This is a genomic window from Labedella phragmitis (assembly GCF_004078635.1).
Classification (GTDB): domain Bacteria; phylum Actinomycetota; class Actinomycetes; order Actinomycetales; family Microbacteriaceae; genus Labedella; species Labedella phragmitis.
The window spans coordinates 133,736-150,067 of record NZ_RZNB01000005.1 but is presented as its reverse complement, the minus strand read 5'-3'; the positions used below and the strand labels follow the sequence as shown (position 1 = coordinate 150,067).

The window sequence follows — 16,332 nt, the reverse complement described above, 5'->3', positions numbered from 1 at the left end:
TCGGGTCGAGGGACGCGGACGATTCGGTCGTCGAGAGGTCGGTCACGGGCGGTCTCCCTGTCGGGGTCGTGGGGTGTCGTTGTCGGGAAGGGTCGGCGCGGTTCCGGTGCCGGCGGCCGAGCCCGACGGCTCGACCCGGCGCGATCGTCGGGGGCGGGGCGGTTGTCGCGGGACGGTCTGCCACAGGACGTCGCCGTGATACCGCAACGGGTCGTCGGAGGTCCGCCACGCACCGCTCGCGATGTAGCCGATCATGACGTTGACGACCGCCGCGATGGGAACGGCGAAGAGGGCGCCCGGGATCCCGGCGAGCATCGATCCGGCGGCGACGACGAGGACGACCGCGAGCGGGTGCACCTTGACGGCCGCGCCCATCAGGAGCGGCTGGAGCACGTGGCCCTCGAGCTGCTGGACACCGAGGACGACGGCGAGCATCGCGAGGGCGATGCCCGGACCGTTGTAGACGAGCGCGATGAACACGGCGACGCTGCCCGTGAGCACGGCGCCGACGATCGGCACGAACGAGCCCAGGAAGACGAGGACGGCGATCGGGATCGCGAGAGGAAGCCCGAGGAGGAAGGCGCCGGCGCCGATGCCGACGGCGTCGATCGTCGCGACGAGGATCTGGGTGCGTGCGTAGTTGACGAGCGTGTGCCATCCGGCACGACCGGCTCCGTCGAACGCCGGGCGAGCCCGGGTCGGGAGGATCCGCACGACCCACGACCAGATGCTCCTGCCGTCGATGAGGATGAAGAGGAGGCTGAAGAGCGCGAGCAGGACACCGGTCACGACGTGACCGAGCGTCGACCCCACCGACAGGGCTCCGCTCCACAGTGCCTGTCCGTCCTCCTGGACGGATTGCATGACCGATGCGATGAAGCCGTTCAGTTGCTCGCTCGTGATGTGCAGCGGGGAATCGAGGAGGAACGCCGTGAAGGTCCGGTAGGACTCGACGGTGCGCTGCCGCACGGTCGGGAACTCCGAGGTGATCTGCTGGACCGCGAGCCAGAGCAGGCCCGAGACGATCCCGATCGCGACGATCATGGCGACGGCGATCGCGATGCCCTTCGGCCATCGCCTCGCGACGAGGAACGACACGAACGGGACGAGCAGGGCCGACACGAGGACGGCGATGAGGAGCGGGATGACGATGAGACGCAGCTGGACGACGAGGACGATCGCGAGCCCGAGCGCCGCCGCGATGACGATGAGTCGCCAGGACCAGGCCGCCGCGATCCGAACGCCCGGCGTGACGTCGTCGGCCTCCGTCGAGCGGACGGGGACGGCCGGGCCGGGGTCCCGGACCGCGCTGAGGGCCGGGTCCTCCTCGACCGGATCGGCCGACGTCGGTGTCCCGGCGACCTGCTCGGGACGCGCGCGACGGCGGGGGTGCCACGGCAGCCCGAGACTCGACCATCGCTTGTCGTTCACCGGGTCAGTCTACGTCCGCGATCATCCGGCGCCCGGCATGCCCACAGGCCGATCCGGAGGTCGATCGCCCCGCCACCCGGTGCCGGCATCGGGCGTCGGAGGTGCTTGCTAGGGTTCGAGCGATGACCGAGACGATCTCCCTCGACGCCGCGCGCCGCGTCGCCCTGGCAGCGCAAGGCTTCCACCGCTCGCGGCCGGTCTCGCCCACCGCCGACGGTGCGGCGACGTCGGTGGGGATCCGTTCCCTCCGCGCCCTCGTCGAGCGGCTCGGCGTCCTGCAGATCGACTCGGTCAACGTGCTCGAGCGCAGTCACTACCTGCCGGCCTTCGCGCGCCTCGGCCCCTATGCGAAAGCCGACCTGGATCGCCTCACTCATCGGGCCGGTTCCGGGCTCATCGAGTACTGGGGGCACGAGGCCACGTTCATGCCGATCGCATCGTGGCCCCTCTGGCGGTGGAAGATGGCCGCTCGACGCGACAAGGCGGCCGCGGATCCGCAGCACTGGTCGCACGCGAACCAGGCGATGCTGACGTGGCTGCTCGATGATCTCCGGGCGAGCGGTCCCCAGCCCGCGAGCGCCGTCGAGCATGAGGCGTCGGGACGACGCGGTCCCTGGTGGGGATGGTCGGACGTCAAGCAGGGCCTCGAGGTGCTCTTCGCGTGGGGGCTCGTCGTGTCAGCGGGGCGGACGACGGGCTTCGAGCGCATCTACGCGCTTCCCGAGCAGGTCGTCCCGGCCTCCGTCCTCGACGTCGACGTGAGCCGGGGCGACGCGATCCGTTCGCTCGTGAGGCACGCTCTCCGAGCGACGGGATTGGGGACCGCGGCCGATGTGGCCGACTACTACCGCCTCCCGGTCGCCGACACGCGCTCGGTCCTCAGCGAGTTGCAGGACGATGGCGAGGCCATCCCGGTCGTGGTCCGCGCAGCGCGCGGGTCGGAGCGCCCGCGTGCGCAGCCCTCCTGGATCCACCGCGACGCCCACCGTGCGCGCCGCATCCCGCGCGACTCGATCCTCTCCCCCTTCGATCCGGTCGTCTGGACGCGCGGGCGGGCCGAACGGTTGTTCGACTTCCACTACCGGATCGAGATCTACACGCCGGCGCCCCGCCGCGTGTACGGGTACTACGTCCTGCCGGTGCTGCTCGACGGTCGCATCGCTGCGCGCGTCGACCTCAAGAGCGACCGGAGCAGTCGGCGGCTCCTCGTTCAGTCGGCATGGCTCGAACCCGAGGCTCCGGCCGACGCCGCGAACCGCCTCGCCGCCGTGCTCCGGGGCGTCGCCGAGTGGCAGGGTCACGAGAGCATTTCGGTCGGAAACCGCGGCACCTTCGCCGACGCCGTCGCGAGGGAACTCGCCGCCGATCGTCACGAATCGCCCTGACGACCGGAGAGGCCCCATCCGCTTCCCGTCCCGAGGTGCCCGAACCACCGTTCCGGCCCCTCGATATGGGGACTTCTCCCCCGTGTTCGCGCGGATCGTCGCTGGTAGGTTTGGCTCGATCGCATTCGACCGAAGGGGAAGACACAGACATGGTCGCCGACAACAACCCGCCGCAGACACCCGAGCAGGGCCCGCAGGGACAGGGCTCAGCACCGCAGTGGGGTCCGCCTCCCGCGGGCGGCCAGCAGCAGCCGAACACGGGCGCGTACCAGCCCCAGCAGGGATCGAGCGCGTACCAGCCGCAGCAGGGATCGGGGGCGTACCAGCCGCAGCAGAACGCGAGCGCCTACCAGCCGCAGCAGGGATCGGGCGCGTACCAGCCCCAGAACTCCGGCTCGTACCAGCCCCAGCAGGGTGCCACCCCGCCGTCGCAGCCGCAGAACACCGGGTCGTACCAGCCGCCGCAGTCGCCCAACGGCGGTTCCTACCAGCCCCCGCAGGGCGGCGGAGCGGTCCCGCCCCAGAACGGCGCCTACCCCACGACGAACGCCTATCCCGCCGGAACCGGCGGGTACGGTGCGACGCCCCCCGGCGGCCCCGGCGGACCGAAGCGCCCCGGCAACCCCAACAAGAAGAAGATCATCCTCTTCAGCGCCCTCGCCGGCGGACTCGTCCTCCTGCTGATCATCGGTGCCGTGGTCGTGAACGTCGTGAACTCCTCGGTCTACGGACCCGACGCCACCGTGCGCTCGTACCTCTCCGCGATCGCCAAGGGCGACGCGGCGGCCGCCAACAAACTCGCCGATCCGGGCGTGAAGGACGAGCAGGCGGCCCTCCTGACCGACGACGTGTTCGGCGAGGCGAGCGCCTTCATCGAGAACCCCAAGGTCACGAGTTCGCGCGTGAGCGGCGACATCGCGACCGTTCGCGTGTCCTACAGCCTCGACGGGACCGCGTACGACGGCTACATCGAGCTGTCCAAGGCGGGCAAGCAGGGCCTGTTCTTCGACACGTGGAAGATCGACTCGCCGCTCGTCGGCGAGCTGCCCGTCTACGTCTCCAACTCCCCAGCCGAGACCACCGAGGCGGCGATCAACGGCACGACGGTCACCTTCGGCGATGAGTACAGCCTCGCGGCGTACCCGGCCGTGTACACCGTCGGAGCCCCGGGCAACGACTTCTTCACCGCCGAGGAGCAGTCCTACACGGTCGCGACCGGCTCGCGTGCCAGCTACGACGGCGTGACGCTCGAGGTCGCACCGACCGAGGCCCTCACGTCAGCGGTTCAGGAAGCGGTCAACGCCCACCTCGACGAGTGCGTGACGTCGACGGAGCTCGACCCCGAGGGCTGCAACCTGCGGCTCACCTGGTACAGCGACTTCAGCTCGGTCGACAAGGTCGCCTACAAGATCAAGACCTACCCCACGGTCGAGGTCGACGAGTACGGCAGCTACTTCGACGCCACGGGCGGCTCCTACACCGCCGACGTCACCGGAACGACGTACGACGGCTCCAAAGCCTCCCTTCCCTTCGGCCTCGACGACGACTGGGGTCTCACGGGATCGATCGTCATCGATGGAGACACGGTCACGATCGAGGATGTGTACTGATCGGGGTCCCACGACTCTGACGCATCACCGCAGAGCGGGGATCGACCGACCGGTCGATCCCCGCTCCGGCGTTCTGCATAGCGCTGTCCGCTGTCCGCTGTCCGCTGTCCGCGACGATGAGGCATGGTCGGCATGGCGCGCACCCGACACTCAGCGCGACGGTCGGACGATCGTGCTCACGGATCGTCCGTCACCCGAGAGAGATTCTCGGCGGGCCCCGGTGAGGCGTCGGGCCGGACGGTCAGAACTGGACGCGCGGGGGCTCGGCGATCGCAGCGCCGTCGGCGACCTCGAAGAAGTCGCGCTCTCGGAAACCGGCCCGGCGGGCGAAGAGGTTGTTGGGGAAGACCTTGACCTTGGTGTTGAGCTCGCGCACACCGCCGTTGTAGAACCGGCGCGACGCCTGGATCTTGTCCTCCGTGTCGACGAGCTCGCCCTGGAGCTGCAGGTAGTTCTGGCTCGCCTGCAGCTGCGGATACGCCTCGGCGACGGCGAAGATCGACCGCAGCGCCTGCTGCATGTGGTTCTCGGCGACGGACGCCTCGGACGGGCTGCCGGCCGACAACGTCTCGGCCCGGGCCTTCGTGACGTTCTCGAAGACCCCGCGTTCGTGCGCCGCGTACCCCTTCACGGCCTCGATGATGTTCGGGATGAGGTCGGCTCGGCGCTTCAATTGGACGGTGATGTCGCTCCACGCCTCGTCGACGCGCACGGCGAGGCCCACGAGCGAGTTGTAGGTGACCCAGAAGTACACCGCGATGACCGCGACCACGGCGACGATGATCAGGACAGGAATCAGCCATTCCATGCGGGGCTTCCCCTCATTGTCGTGAGCCGGCCTCTTGCCGCACGGCTCGTCCGTCAAGTCTACGTCGTGCGCATCGACGCTCCCGCTGCCGACGTGGGCTCCGGCGCCTTCAGCCTCTCAGGCTTTCAGGCTCCGAGGACGCGGTCGAGGTACGGGTTCGCGAAGACACGCTTCGGGTCGAGGTCGTTCCGGAGGGCGACGAAGTCGTCGAACCGCGGGTACAGCTCTCGCAGTTCGTCCGCACCGAGGTAGTGGATCTTGCCCCAGTGCGGTCGTCCCCCGTGCCGACGGAAGACCTCCTCGACGGCGCGAAAATACTCCGTGTGTGCATCGCGGTAGTACCGGTGGACAGCGACGTAGGCCGTCTCGCGGCCCGACGCCGTCGACAGCCAGAGGTCGTCCGCTGCGGCGAAACGCACCTCGAGAGGGAACGAGATCCTCCACCGCTCGATGTCGATGAGCGCGCGGATCTCCGCGAGCACGGCCGGCAGCTCCGACACCGGTATTCCGTACTCCATCTCCGCGAAGCGGACCGAACGCGTCGTCGTGAAGACACGGTGGGAGTGATCGGTGAAGCGTCGCGAGCCCGTCAGGCGCGTCGCGGCGCGGTTGAGCGTCGGAACGACCGCCGGCACGACGACGCCCGTCGCGCACACGGCCCGATACACCCCGTTGGCCATGACGTCGTCATCGAACCAGCGGCGCGCTCTCGGGAGCGGCTGCCGCCGGCTCCCCGCGGGCAGCCGCGTGTTCGTCTTCGTGAGCGCGGCGTCGGTGTGCGGGAACCAGTAGAACTCGAAGTGGTCGCTCACCCGCGCTCGCGCCTCGGCGGCTTGCACCGTCTCGGCGAACGGTTCCCGGGCCTCGACGGCGCTCAGGACGAAGGCGTCGACGCACTCGACGGTGATGTCGACGAGGACACCGAGCGCGCCGAGGGCGAGTGCGACGGCCGGAAGCAGCTCCGGCGATTCGTCAGCCGAGATGCGACGGAGCGTCCCGTCCCCCGTGACGAGCGTCACCGCGCGGACACGGCCCGCGAGACCCGTGAAGCCGATGCCCGTACCGTGCGTTCCGGTCGAGAGGGCACCGGCGATCGTCTGACGGTCGATGTCACCCAGGTTCTGCAGGGCCAGACCGTGTGGTGACAGGAGCCGGGACACGTCCGACAATCGTGTGCCGGCGAGGATCGTCGCCGAGCGCCGCTCGCGGTCGACTTCCACGAGGCCCGAGAGGTCGTCGAGTTCCAGGAGAACGCCCGTCGCGACGGCGATGCCCGTGAAGCTGTGCCCGGCACCGGCCGCCTTGAGGGGCAGCCCGGAGGCTGCGGCCGCGCGGACGGCCCGCTGCACTGCTCCGGCGCTCGAGGGTCGTTCGACGCGGATCGGGCGCGCGGTCTCCGTCCGCGCCCAGTTGCGCCACGCTGCTCCCGTCGCGGTCATACGAAGCTCCGGCCCTCGCCTCGGTACGTCGGCAGGTCGTCGGTCACCCTCACGATCCCGTCCTCCGCGGCGTCGAGCCAGTGGAAGCGGTCGACGCGTTCCGACAACTCGCCGGACTTCGTGTGACGGAACCACACCCGGTCCCCGATGCGCAGCGATCGCGCCGCGCCGCCGCGGAGGGGAGTCTGAACCTCTCCGGCCGACTCCCGCGGAATGTACTCGAGACCGGCGGGCCAGACGGGAGACGGCAGCCGATCCGGTCCGGGCGGACCCGAGGCGACGAAACCACCGCCCAGGACGGTCGCGACGTCGGCCTCGGGACGGCGGACGACGGTGAGTCCGAATGCCGCGGCGGGCGCGGGAGCGAAATGCCCGTACCCGTCGAACAGGTGCCCGGCGAACACGCCGCTTCCCGCCGCGACCTCCGTGATCGATGGATCCTGCGTCGTCCGTTCGAGCGACCCGGTCCCGCCGCCGTTGACGAACTCGAGATCGGCGATGCGGCGGACGCGCTCCACGGCAGCTCCGCGTCGATCCAGGAGCTCCGCCATGGACCGGTTCTGCATGAAGGCGACCGTCGCGTTGTAGGCGCGTCGGCCCGCACGATCGGCGACACCCGCGATCTGCGCCTCGTACGACATGATCCCGACGAGGGAGAAGCCCGGGCGATCGACGACGGCGCGCGCGACCGTCTCCAGTTCGTGCGGCTCGTGCAGGGGCGAACGGTGCACGCCGACCGTGCCGAGCGGCCCGCGAGAGCGCCAGGAGGCGTCGAGTTCGAGGCAGACCCGAATGGTCTCACGCTCGGCGGGTGCGCGGACGGAGTCGATGAGGTCGAGGTGCTCGACGCTGTCGATCATGACGGTGACGCGAGCGGCGCCGCGCGGGGACGTCGCGAGTCGTTCGAGCGCACCACGGTCGGCGGTCGGATACCCCACGACGACGTCGTCGATCGTCTCGGACAGCCACAGCGCCTCGGGAAGCGTATAGGCGAGGACGCCGGCGAACCCGTCGAGTTCCAGGAGCGCCTCGATGACCGACCGCACGCGCAGCGACTTGGAGGCGATCCGCACCGGTTTGCCCGACGCCCGGCGGACGATGTCGTGCGCGTTGAAGCGCACCGCGTCGGCGTGCAGCACCGCAACGGGCGCATCGACGGACGCCGTTGCGTCGGCGATCGACTTCCAGTGGGCGGCGGGATCCCGCCACGGCGCGCGTGCGACGCTCGCGCGACCGCCGTTCTCGAGGGATATCGGCATGCGTCCTCCGTTTGGCTCACCCTAGCGTCGTCGGGGTGAACAGTGCATCTCGATACGGCGCGGAGGCTTGACCTCATGGCGGCGCGACCCTAGACAGGATGCAGGTGGGAACGAGGGAACCGGCGAAGCGCGATGCCGAGCGCACAGTGGGAGCGTCGATCGCGGCGAGATCCCCCGTCGGTCGAGCCCTGGGCATCCTCGTCGCCGTCATCGCTCTCGTGGCCGTGATCGGCGGTATCGGGCTGAGCGTACTCGTTTCGCCGCAAGCGGCGGCGGCTTCGTCCACCGATGTCGAACCCGCGTCGACCGAGCCGTCGTCGGGGTCGGCCCCGACCTCGCCCGCCCCGATCGACCCTGCCTCGACCGAGCCGACGCCGATCGATCCCGCCTCCACGGAGCCCGCACCGACGCCTTCGAACCCCGCTCCGTCGCCCGACGAGCCCGGGCCGGCAGCTCCCACGATCGTGTCCCCCGCCGACGGCTCGGCCGTCACGTCGGCTCGGACGCTCATCTCCGGAACGAAGAGCGCCGGGACCGGCGTGATCGTCGAAATCGGAGGTGGAACCGTGCTGTGCGTCGTGGACGCAGGGCCCGCCACCTCGTTCTCCTGTTCCGGCGTGGCCCTACCCGCGGGAGGCGCCGTCGTCCTGCGGGTTATCGGCACGGGAACCGACGGAAACGCCGCCGGGAACGGATCGTCGATCGCTGTCACGAGTGTGCCCCCGCCGACCGTTGCGACCTCGGGCACCGCGCCCGTCAACGGCCTCGTCCGCGGAAACGGCATTCCCGGGGCTCGAGTGACGGTCACCTCCACGTCGGGCGAGTCGTGCGGCCTGACCGCCGACTCGAGCGGTGCGTGGACCTGCCTTCTCACCGGATCCGCGCCCGACGGCGCCTACCGGTTGTCGGCGACGCAGGAGGCTCCGTTCGCTCCCGGTGTCCGGTCCGACCCGAGCGGCTCCGTCCGGATCGTGCTCGATCGCACCGCTCCCGTTCCGCCCGTCGTCTCGGCACCGGCAGACGGGGCGACCCTGCCCGTCGGCGAGGTCCGGTTCGCCGGAACCGGCGAGAACGGCGCGACGGTCACGGTCTTCGTCGGTTCCGCGTCGGTATGTCAGGCAATCGTCTCGAGCGGGCGGTGGTCGTGCGTCGCTGCGCTGGCACGCGGAGAGGGGCGGATCGTCGCCGTTCAGCGCGATGTCGCGTCGAACTCGAGTTCCGGAAGCGAAGCCGTCGGCGTCGCGATCGGCGCGCCCTCCACGTCTCCCACGCCGACCCCCACGCCCTCGTCGCCCGCCCCGACGCCGACGGCAGATCCGAGTGACGGCGCGACGCCCGCGCCCGGGACGACGGACTCACCGGCCGACGGGACGCAGCCGGGCGCGCCGGCCGCTCCACCGCCTCCCGGTGCCCGGCCGGGCTCCCCGACAGCCCCGGACGCCTGGGATGCGACGACCCCCTTCTCCGCGCCGCTCTCGCCGCTGCTCGTCTCCGCGACGGGAGCCGACGTCGCGAGGGCCGTCGTCCTCGCCGCCCTCGTCGCGTCGACGATCGCTCTCGGCGCGCTGCTGCTGCTTCGTGGCTCTCCCGCGGCGGAGCACGCCGGTGCCACGCGCCGCATCGTGCTGGCCGGTCGGAACCGGCGTGATGTCGTCGTCACCCGCACTGCTCCGCCGGTCGACGCCTCGCCCGCCTCGGCGACGACGGTCGTGTTCGCACTCCTCGCCGTCGCCGCGCTGCTGATCCTCTCGCGCCCCGTCGACGGAACGCCGGCCTACGCCCGCTTGCTCTTCGCCGCCGTGACGGCGACGGCGGTCATCGCCCTCGTCTCCGTCGTCGTACCGTCGCTCATCTCCCGCTGGCTGGGTGGCGGGCGCCTGCACACGACCGTCGACCCGCGCGGTTTCCTCATCGTCGCCGGCGCCGCCGCCGCGTCGCGGATCCTCGACCTCCACCCTCCCGTGCTGTTCGCCCTCGTCGTCACGGCCAGCACGGCCGCCGCCGTCGGACGCGCGACCGAGGGACGAATCGCTCTCGCTCGCATCGGCGCCCTCGCGGTCCTCGGCGTGCTCGCAGGCGGCGCCGGACTCCTGCTCTCCCCCGCCCTCCAGCCCGGCTTCGCATCGAGCCTCGTGATCGAGACCCTCAACGTGCTCACCGCGGCGGCACTCGGATCCGCCACCATCATGCTCATCCCACTCGGAACGTCCACGGGACGATCGCTGTGGGCGTCCTCTCGGATCGGCTGGCTCGCACTCGCGATCGTCGTGGTCGCGCTCGAGGTCGCGCTCCTCGGCTCGCGGTCGACGGAATCGGCCGACGCCGTCGCGACCCTCGGCGTCGTCGGCGTCGTCGCGTGCGCGACGCTCTTCGTGTCGGTGTGGATCTGGCGGCGCTTCGTGGCCCCGGAGCTCGCTCGTGAGGGCTGAGGGGCACAGGCCGGGCGGCGACGGACGCGTCACACGGTGCCCCCGCTGGGATTCGAACCCAGACTGAGGCGATTTTAAGTCGCCTGCCTCTGCCGATTGGGCTACGGGGGCGGTCGAGCACGAGCCGACCGAGGTGGGTGTCCGCCGACGCGTCCAGCCTATCCATGCACGTGACGGCCGCGGATACGACGAGGGACCGGGCCGATCGGCCCGGTCCCTCGTCGGTCGTCGGTCGTCAGTCGACGCCGAGCAACCGTTGACTACTTGTCGGCGGAGACGGGCTTCGAGTCCGTGCCCTCGGCGGCGCCGCCGTAGGACTCCGCGGGGTCGGCACCCGTGGGCTCGTCGGCCGGCTCGGCCGCTGCCGGCTTCTTGGCCGGGGCCTTGCGTGCGGCGGGCTTGCGGGCAGGCTTCTTCTCCTCGGCGGGAGCGGCGGCGGGCTGCTCGGCGGCCGGCTTCTTCTCCTCGACGGCGGGAGCTTCGGCTGCAGGCGGCTTCGGGCGAGAGGCGAACTGCTCGAAGACGGCGCGCGGGTGCTCGCGCGCCTCGATGCCGACGATGTCGCGACCGAGCCAGATGTTGTTCCACCAGCCCCACACGACGCGGAGCTTGCGCTCCCAGCTGGGCATCGCGAGGCCGTGGTAGCCGCGATGGGCGACCCACGCCGGGAACCCCTTGATGGCGAGCTTGCCGGACTGGAACACGCCCGTACCGAGACCGAGACCGGCGACGGCTCCGAGGTTCTTGTGCATGTAGTTCTTGGGGTCCTCGCCGCGGAGCGTCGCGACGAGGTTCTTCGCGAGCAGCTTGCCCTGACGGACGGCGTGCTGGGCGTTGGGCACGCAGTACCCGCCGACACCGCCGCCGCTCAAGTCCTTGATGGCCGAGATGTCTCCCGCACCCCAGGCGTCGGGCACGATCGTGTCCTCGTCGCCCACGCGGAGGTCCGTACGCACCTTGATGCGACCGCGCTCCTCGACGGGCAGGTCGCTGTTGCGGACGATCTGCGGGTTCGCCATGACGCCCGCGGTCCAGATGATGAGGTCGGACTCGAAGCTCTCGCCGGTCGAGAGCTCGACCTTGCCGTCGACGGCCGACTGGAGCTGCGTGTCGAGGTGCACGAGGGCGCCGCGCTCGGCGAGGTTCTTGAGGACCCAGTGACTCGTGGGGAGCGAGACCTCGGGCATGATGCGCCCCATGGCCTCGATGAGGTGGAAGTGCACGTCGTCGAACGAGATCTGGGGGTAGGACGAGAGCAACGCCGACGCGAACGACCGCAGCTCGGCGAACACCTCGATACCCGCGAAGCCGCCGCCGACGACGACGACGGTGAGCAGGCGGTCGCGCTCGGGCCCGGCCGGGAGCGTCGCCGCGCGGTCGAAGTTGCCGAGGATGCGGTCGCGGATGGCGACGGCCTCCTCGATCGTCTTGAGGCCGATGGCGTTCTCGGCGATGCCCGGGATCGGGAACGTGCGCGAGACGGCGCCGCCCGTGACCACGATGATGTCGTAGTCGAACTCCCACGCGTCACCGAGCTCCGGCGTGATCGTCGCCTTCTTCTCGGCGTGGTTGATCGCCGTCACCTTCGCGGTGATGACCTCGGTCTTCTTGAGGTGACGACGCAGCGCGACGACCGCGTGACGTCCCTCGATCGACCCGGCCGCGACCTCGGGGAGGAAGGGCTGGTAGGTCATGTACGGGAGGGGGTCGACGATCGTGACGTCGGCTTCACCGGGTCGGAGCTGCTTCTCCAGCTTCCATGCGGTGTAAAAACCGGCGTAGCCGCCGCCGACGATGAGGATCTTGGGCACGGTGAATGCTCTCCTACACGTGAGTGTTTGTGTCTTGACTCGATCAGATGATGTACTTGCAGGCCGCCCGCGAGCAAGGCCGGGTGGCTCCGACGACACCGAGCGCATCGAGTCTATCAGCCAGGTTCACAGGTGATTCACTCCTCGCTGTCCCCCGTCTCCCGTCGAGGGCGACAGCTCGACGTCACTCGCCGTCGTCGATGACGACGCACTGGCAGCGCGACGGGCTCCACGTCGAGCGCTCGAGCGCGAGGTCGCCGATGGGGTTCACACCGGGGCCCGCGGCGAGCGAGTGCGCCGCCAGGGCGTGGAGGCACTTGACGCGCGACGGCATCCCGCCAGCGGAGAAGCCCACGATCTCCGGGACGACGTCGACGGCCTCGCGATCCGCGAGGTAGCGCCCGTGCGCCGAGCGGTAATCCGCGGCGACCTCGGGATCCTCGAGGAGCGCGGAGAGCTCCGGCATCACCTGGGTGGCCTCGAGAGCCGACATCGCGGCCGTCGCCGCTGGGTGCGTCAGGTAGTAGAACGTGGGGAACGGCGTCCCGTCCGGCAACCGCGGGGCCGTGACGACGACGGTCGGGCGCCCGCACACGCATCGCGCGGCGATTCCGAGGACGCCGCGCGCCGGCCGACCGAGCTGGGCGCGGAGGACGCGCAGGTCCTCGTCGGTCGCGGGTTCGCCGACGCCGAACGGCTGCGGGACATCGGTGCTGCGGGAGGTCATCCTTCGATTATCCCGCAGGCTGCGCGGGCGAGGCACCGCGTCTGCGGCTGCACGGGCCACCGGGCCCGGGAGCGGGGACCTAGGACGACTATTCGGGAGCCTGCACCTCGTCGGCGTAGGCGGCCGAGAGCAGCGAGGCGAGGAGAGCCTCGGTCCAGTCCGTGTCTGTCGTCGTCAGCTCGTCGCTCACCGGTTCATCGACGTCGGCGAGCACGGCCGGGTCGAGGTCGTTGATGATGAGGAAGCTCACCTCGCCGGGATTGACGTAGAAGAACCGCTCGCGCGCTTGTGTCATGACGAAGGTCGAATCGTCCCACCGCTCCCGCTCCGCCGTGAGTCGCTCGACGGTTTCGCGGTCTTCCGAGAGCTGCGCGTTGAGATCGGCGATCTGCTGCCGCTGCTCGACGAACGCCTTGATGTTGGGGGCGAGAACGACGACGCCGAGGACGAGCAACCCCATCATGAGGAGCGAGAAGCCCGAGAAGCGGATGCCCCGGAGCCAGACGGAGCCCGGCGAGGTGCGCACGGGCACGCGCGGCTCTCTCGTGTTCGGGGCCATGCGTCCTCCGTCGTCTGGATCGGTCTCGACGCCGGCTGGGAGCCGACGCCTGCGTGTATGAGGGTGCGGGCGGAAGAACGGACTCCCCCGGCCGCCCGGTGGTCACCGGGCGAACGAGGGAGTCCGACACGACCGTGTCAGGCCGTGTAGCGCGGGAACGCCGAGCGACCGGCGTAGACGGCTGCGCCGCCGAGGAGCTCTTCGATCCTCAGGAGCTGATTGTACTTCGCGACCCGCTCGGACCGGGCAGGCGCACCGGTCTTGATCTGGCCGGCGTTCGTCGCGACCGCGAGGTCCGCGATCGTCGTGTCCTCGGTCTCGCCCGAGCGGTGCGAGAGGATCGCGGTGTATCCGGAGCGCTGCGCGAGAGCGACGGCGTCGAGGGTCTCCGTGAGCGTTCCGATCTGGTTGACCTTCACGAGGAGCGAGTTGGCCGCGCCGCGTGCGATGCCGTCGGCGAGGCGCTCCGGGTTCGTGACGAACAGGTCGTCTCCGACGATCTGGACCTTCGAGCCGAGAGCCGGCGTGAGGTGGGCGTAGCCGGCCCAGTCGTCCTCGGCGAGCGGGTCCTCGATCGTGACGAGCGGGTACGCGTCGACGAGCTCGGAGAAGTAGGCGGTCATCTCCTCGCTCGAGCGGGCCCGGCCCTCGAACTGGTAGGCGCCTTCGCGGTAGAACTCGCTCGACGCGACGTCGAGGCCGAGCGCGATGTCGGTTCCCGGCGTGAAGCCGGCCGTGCCGATCGCCTCGACGATGAGGTCGAGCGCCGCACGGTTGTGCTCGAGGTCGGGCGCGAAGCCGCCCTCGTCGCCGAGACCCGTGGCGAAGCCCTTCGCCTTCAGGATGCTCTTGAGCGCGTGGTACGTCTCGACGCCCCAGCGGAGGCCCTCCGAGAACGTGGGAGCACCGATCGGGAGGACCATGAACTCCTGGATGTCGACGCCCGTGTCGGCGTGCGCTCCACCGTTGATGATGTTCATGAGCGGAACGGGCAGGACGTGCGCGTTCGGTCCACCGAGGTACTGGTAGAGCGGGAGGTCGGCAGAGTCTGACGCGGCCTTCGCGACCGCGAGGCTCACGCCGAGGATGGCGTTCGCGCCGACGCGCTTCTTGTTGTCGGTGCCGTCGACCTCGATGAGCGCCTGGTCGACGAGGCGCTGGTCGATCGCGGGGAGCCCTTCGATGGCCGGGCCGAGCTCGTCCTCGACGGCCTCGACGGCGCGACGGACGCCCTTGCCGAGGTAACGGGCGGAGTCACCGTCGCGCAGCTCGTAGGCCTCGAACGCACCGGTCGACGCGCCGGAGGGAACGGCGGCCCGTCCGACGGTGCCGTCCTCGAGCAGGACCTCCACCTCGACGGTCGGGTTGCCGCGCGAGTCCAGGATCTCGCGAGCTGCTACAGCCTCAATGAGTGCCACGGTAAATCTCCTCTGAGTGTGGGTTCGTGGGTGATCCGCACCCACCTGGACAGTCTAGCGAGGGGCCCGCCGGGCTCCCCGCACACGTTCAGCAGCTGTTCACGCGAAGGAGCGGAACTCGAGCCGATCGGCCGTCAGGTCCTCGCCCGCGTCGCGCGGGACGGTGGCGAACCGGCCGAAGCCGTCGGCGGCCACGCGGTCGAGGAGCGCCTTGAGGTTCTTCACGCGGCGCTCGAGGCGCACGCGCCCGGCGCCGGCAGCGATGAGCTCGGACTTGAGCCGCAGGAGCACGCGCGGGTCCGCGTCGCCCTCGTGGACGAGCACCACGGCGTCGTCGTCGGGACCGTCGCCCGCGGCGACGATGTCGACGATGCGCTCGAAACCGATGGAGAAGCCCGTCGCGGGGACGTCCTGGCCGAGGAACCGGCCGATCATGCCGTCGTAGCGGCCGCCGCCGCCGAGTGAGTACCCGAAGTCGGGGTGCTCGATCTCGAAGATCGGGCCCGTGTAGTAGCCCATTCCGCGCACGAGGAAAGGATCGAACACCACGAGGTCGCGCGCGAACTGCGGGTCGCCGGGCGGCGGCGCGTCGACGCGTGACTGCGCGGTCGCCGCGAGGCCGATAGCGGCGAGGTCCGCGACGACCGCGTCGTCGGCGCCCTCGGGCAGCGCTCGGCGGATCTGCTTCTCCCCGAACGGCACGAACTCCATCGTCTGCGGGCGCCCGAAGAACGTCTCGAGGGCGTCGACCGCGGAGGCCGTCACGCCGCGCTCGCGCAGCTCCGCGACGACGCCGTCGTGGCCGATCTTGTCGAGCTTGTCGACCGTGATGAGGACGCCGGGGTGCTCGTCCTCCGGGAAGCCGAACCCGTCGAGCATGCCGACGAGCAGCCGACGATCGTTGATGCGGATGCGGAAACCGTCGATCCCGAGAGCGCGCAGGGCGGACGACGTCGCCGAGAGGAGCTCGACCTCCGCGAGCGGACCCGCCTCGCCGATGATGTCGATGTCGCACTGCACGAACTGGCGGTAGCGGCCCTTCTGCGGCCGCTCGGCCCGCCAGACCGGCGCCACCTGGAGGGAGCGGAAGACGGGCCCGAGCTCGGACCGGTGGCTCGCGTAGAAGCGGGCGAGCGGCACCGTGAGGTCGAAGCGGAGGCCGAGGTCGGCGAGGGACGCCGCTCCCGCACCATCCGCAGCCGCGCGCAAGGCGTCGGCGTCGAGACCGCGCTTCAGGATCGAGTACGCGAGCTTCTCGTTGTCGCCGCCGAGTCCCGAGTGCAGCCTGGCGTGGTCCTCGACGACGGGGGTCTCGATCTCGTCGAAGCCGTGCGTGCGGTACACGCGACGGATCGTCGCGAGCGCCGCCTCCCGTCGCGCCTTCTCTGCCGGCAGGAAATCGCGCATGCCGCGCGGCGGGGAGATGGGTGAAGCCATGCCCCGATTGTGCCATGGG

Annotated in this window: 12 protein-coding genes and 1 tRNA gene; 3 read left to right on the top strand and 10 right to left on the bottom strand. The window is 70.5% G+C overall.

What is annotated here, in order from left to right:
* Positions 1-42: 42 nt before the first annotated feature.
* The gene (locus tag ELQ90_RS12795; protein WP_243696171.1) at positions 43-1,431 is read right to left on the bottom strand and encodes an AI-2E family transporter; all 1,389 of its coding nucleotides are present in this window, start codon (positions 1,429-1,431) and stop codon (positions 43-45) included.
* A 122-nt stretch (positions 1,432-1,553) separates the two neighbouring features.
* Here ELQ90_RS12795 and ELQ90_RS12790 point away from each other — a divergent pair, with 122 nt between their 5' ends.
* Together ELQ90_RS12790 and ELQ90_RS12785 are read left to right on the top strand one after the other, a co-directional pair.
* Positions 1,554-2,816: a winged helix-turn-helix domain-containing protein gene (locus ELQ90_RS12790; RefSeq protein WP_128495677.1), complete on the top strand. Its 1,263-nt coding sequence runs from the start codon at positions 1,554-1,556 to the stop codon at positions 2,814-2,816.
* Positions 2,817-2,965: 149 nt separating this feature from the next.
* Positions 2,966-4,426 (top strand): proline-rich domain-containing protein, encoded by a 1,461-nt coding sequence (locus tag ELQ90_RS12785; protein WP_128495676.1) that lies wholly within the window; start codon positions 2,966-2,968, stop codon positions 4,424-4,426.
* Between the two features lie 241 nt (positions 4,427-4,667).
* Here ELQ90_RS12785 and ELQ90_RS12780 read toward each other — a convergent pair whose 3' ends face one another.
* From ELQ90_RS12780 to ELQ90_RS12770, 3 genes are all read right to left on the bottom strand, one after another.
* Positions 4,668-5,234: a LemA family protein gene (locus ELQ90_RS12780; protein WP_128495675.1), complete on the bottom strand. Its 567-nt coding sequence runs from the start codon at positions 5,232-5,234 to the stop codon at positions 4,668-4,670.
* 125 nt (positions 5,235-5,359) lie between these two features.
* Positions 5,360-6,673, bottom strand: a complete 1,314-nt coding sequence (locus ELQ90_RS12775; protein ID WP_128495674.1) for a D-arabinono-1,4-lactone oxidase — start codon at positions 6,671-6,673, stop codon at positions 5,360-5,362.
* Positions 6,670-7,932 carry an alanine racemase gene (locus tag ELQ90_RS12770; RefSeq protein ID WP_128495673.1) on the bottom strand — a complete coding sequence of 421 codons (1,263 nt, stop codon included), beginning with the start codon at positions 7,930-7,932 and terminating at the stop codon, positions 6,670-6,672. Before ELQ90_RS12770 ends, ELQ90_RS12775 begins: the two co-directional genes overlap by 4 nt.
* Before the next feature lie 98 nt (positions 7,933-8,030).
* Between ELQ90_RS12770 and ELQ90_RS12765 the strand changes: the two genes are divergently transcribed.
* Positions 8,031-10,361, top strand: coding sequence for a hypothetical protein (locus tag ELQ90_RS12765; RefSeq protein WP_128495672.1), 2,331 nt, complete (start codon positions 8,031-8,033; stop codon positions 10,359-10,361).
* Positions 10,362-10,398: 37 nt separating this feature from the next.
* Here the strand turns inward: ELQ90_RS12765 and ELQ90_RS12760 are convergent.
* The 6 genes from ELQ90_RS12760 to hisS all read right to left on the bottom strand — a co-directional run bounded on the left by ELQ90_RS12760 (position 10,399) and on the right by hisS (position 16,313).
* Positions 10,399-10,472: transfer RNA gene (locus tag ELQ90_RS12760), tRNA-Leu, on the bottom strand.
* 149 nt (positions 10,473-10,621) lie between these two features.
* On the bottom strand, positions 10,622-12,172 hold the full coding sequence (locus ELQ90_RS12755) for an NAD(P)/FAD-dependent oxidoreductase (RefSeq protein ID WP_128495671.1): 1,551 nt from the start codon (positions 12,170-12,172) through the stop codon (positions 10,622-10,624).
* Positions 12,173-12,356: 184 nt separating this feature from the next.
* Positions 12,357-12,899: a DUF501 domain-containing protein gene (locus ELQ90_RS12750; protein ID WP_128495670.1), complete on the bottom strand. Its 543-nt coding sequence runs from the start codon at positions 12,897-12,899 to the stop codon at positions 12,357-12,359.
* Positions 12,900-12,987: 88 nt separating this feature from the next.
* Positions 12,988-13,458 carry an FtsB family cell division protein gene (locus tag ELQ90_RS12745; RefSeq protein ID WP_128495669.1) on the bottom strand — a complete coding sequence of 157 codons (471 nt, stop codon included), beginning with the start codon at positions 13,456-13,458 and terminating at the stop codon, positions 12,988-12,990.
* A 137-nt stretch (positions 13,459-13,595) separates the two neighbouring features.
* Positions 13,596-14,876: a phosphopyruvate hydratase gene (gene eno, locus ELQ90_RS12740; protein WP_128495668.1), complete on the bottom strand. Its 1,281-nt coding sequence runs from the start codon at positions 14,874-14,876 to the stop codon at positions 13,596-13,598.
* A gap of 99 nt (positions 14,877-14,975) precedes the next feature.
* Positions 14,976-16,313, bottom strand: coding sequence for a histidine--tRNA ligase (gene hisS / locus ELQ90_RS12735; RefSeq protein ID WP_128495667.1), 1,338 nt, complete (start codon positions 16,311-16,313; stop codon positions 14,976-14,978).
* Positions 16,314-16,332 lie beyond the last annotated feature (19 nt).

Bases quoted from the DNA above. Each gene is read 5' to 3' on its own strand.
- ELQ90_RS12780 (WP_128495675.1), bottom strand. From the start codon at position 5,234: ATGGAATGGCTGATTCCTGTCCTGATCATCGTCGCCGTGGTCGCGGTC.
- ELQ90_RS12750 (WP_128495670.1), bottom strand. From the start codon at position 12,899: ATGACCTCCCGCAGCACCGATGTCCCGCAGCCGTTCGGCGTCGGCGAA.
- ELQ90_RS12765 (WP_128495672.1), top strand. From the start codon at position 8,031: ATGCAGGTGGGAACGAGGGAACCGGCGAAGCGCGATGCCGAGCGCACA.
- ELQ90_RS12785 (WP_128495676.1), top strand. From the start codon at position 2,966: ATGGTCGCCGACAACAACCCGCCGCAGACACCCGAGCAGGGCCCGCAG.
- ELQ90_RS12745 (WP_128495669.1), bottom strand. From the start codon at position 13,458: ATGGCCCCGAACACGAGAGAGCCGCGCGTGCCCGTGCGCACCTCGCCG.
- hisS (WP_128495667.1), bottom strand. From the start codon at position 16,313: ATGGCTTCACCCATCTCCCCGCCGCGCGGCATGCGCGATTTCCTGCCG.
- ELQ90_RS12790 (WP_128495677.1), top strand. From the start codon at position 1,554: ATGACCGAGACGATCTCCCTCGACGCCGCGCGCCGCGTCGCCCTGGCA.
- ELQ90_RS12770 (WP_128495673.1), bottom strand. From the start codon at position 7,932: ATGCCGATATCCCTCGAGAACGGCGGTCGCGCGAGCGTCGCACGCGCG.
- ELQ90_RS12775 (WP_128495674.1), bottom strand. From the start codon at position 6,673: ATGACCGCGACGGGAGCAGCGTGGCGCAACTGGGCGCGGACGGAGACC.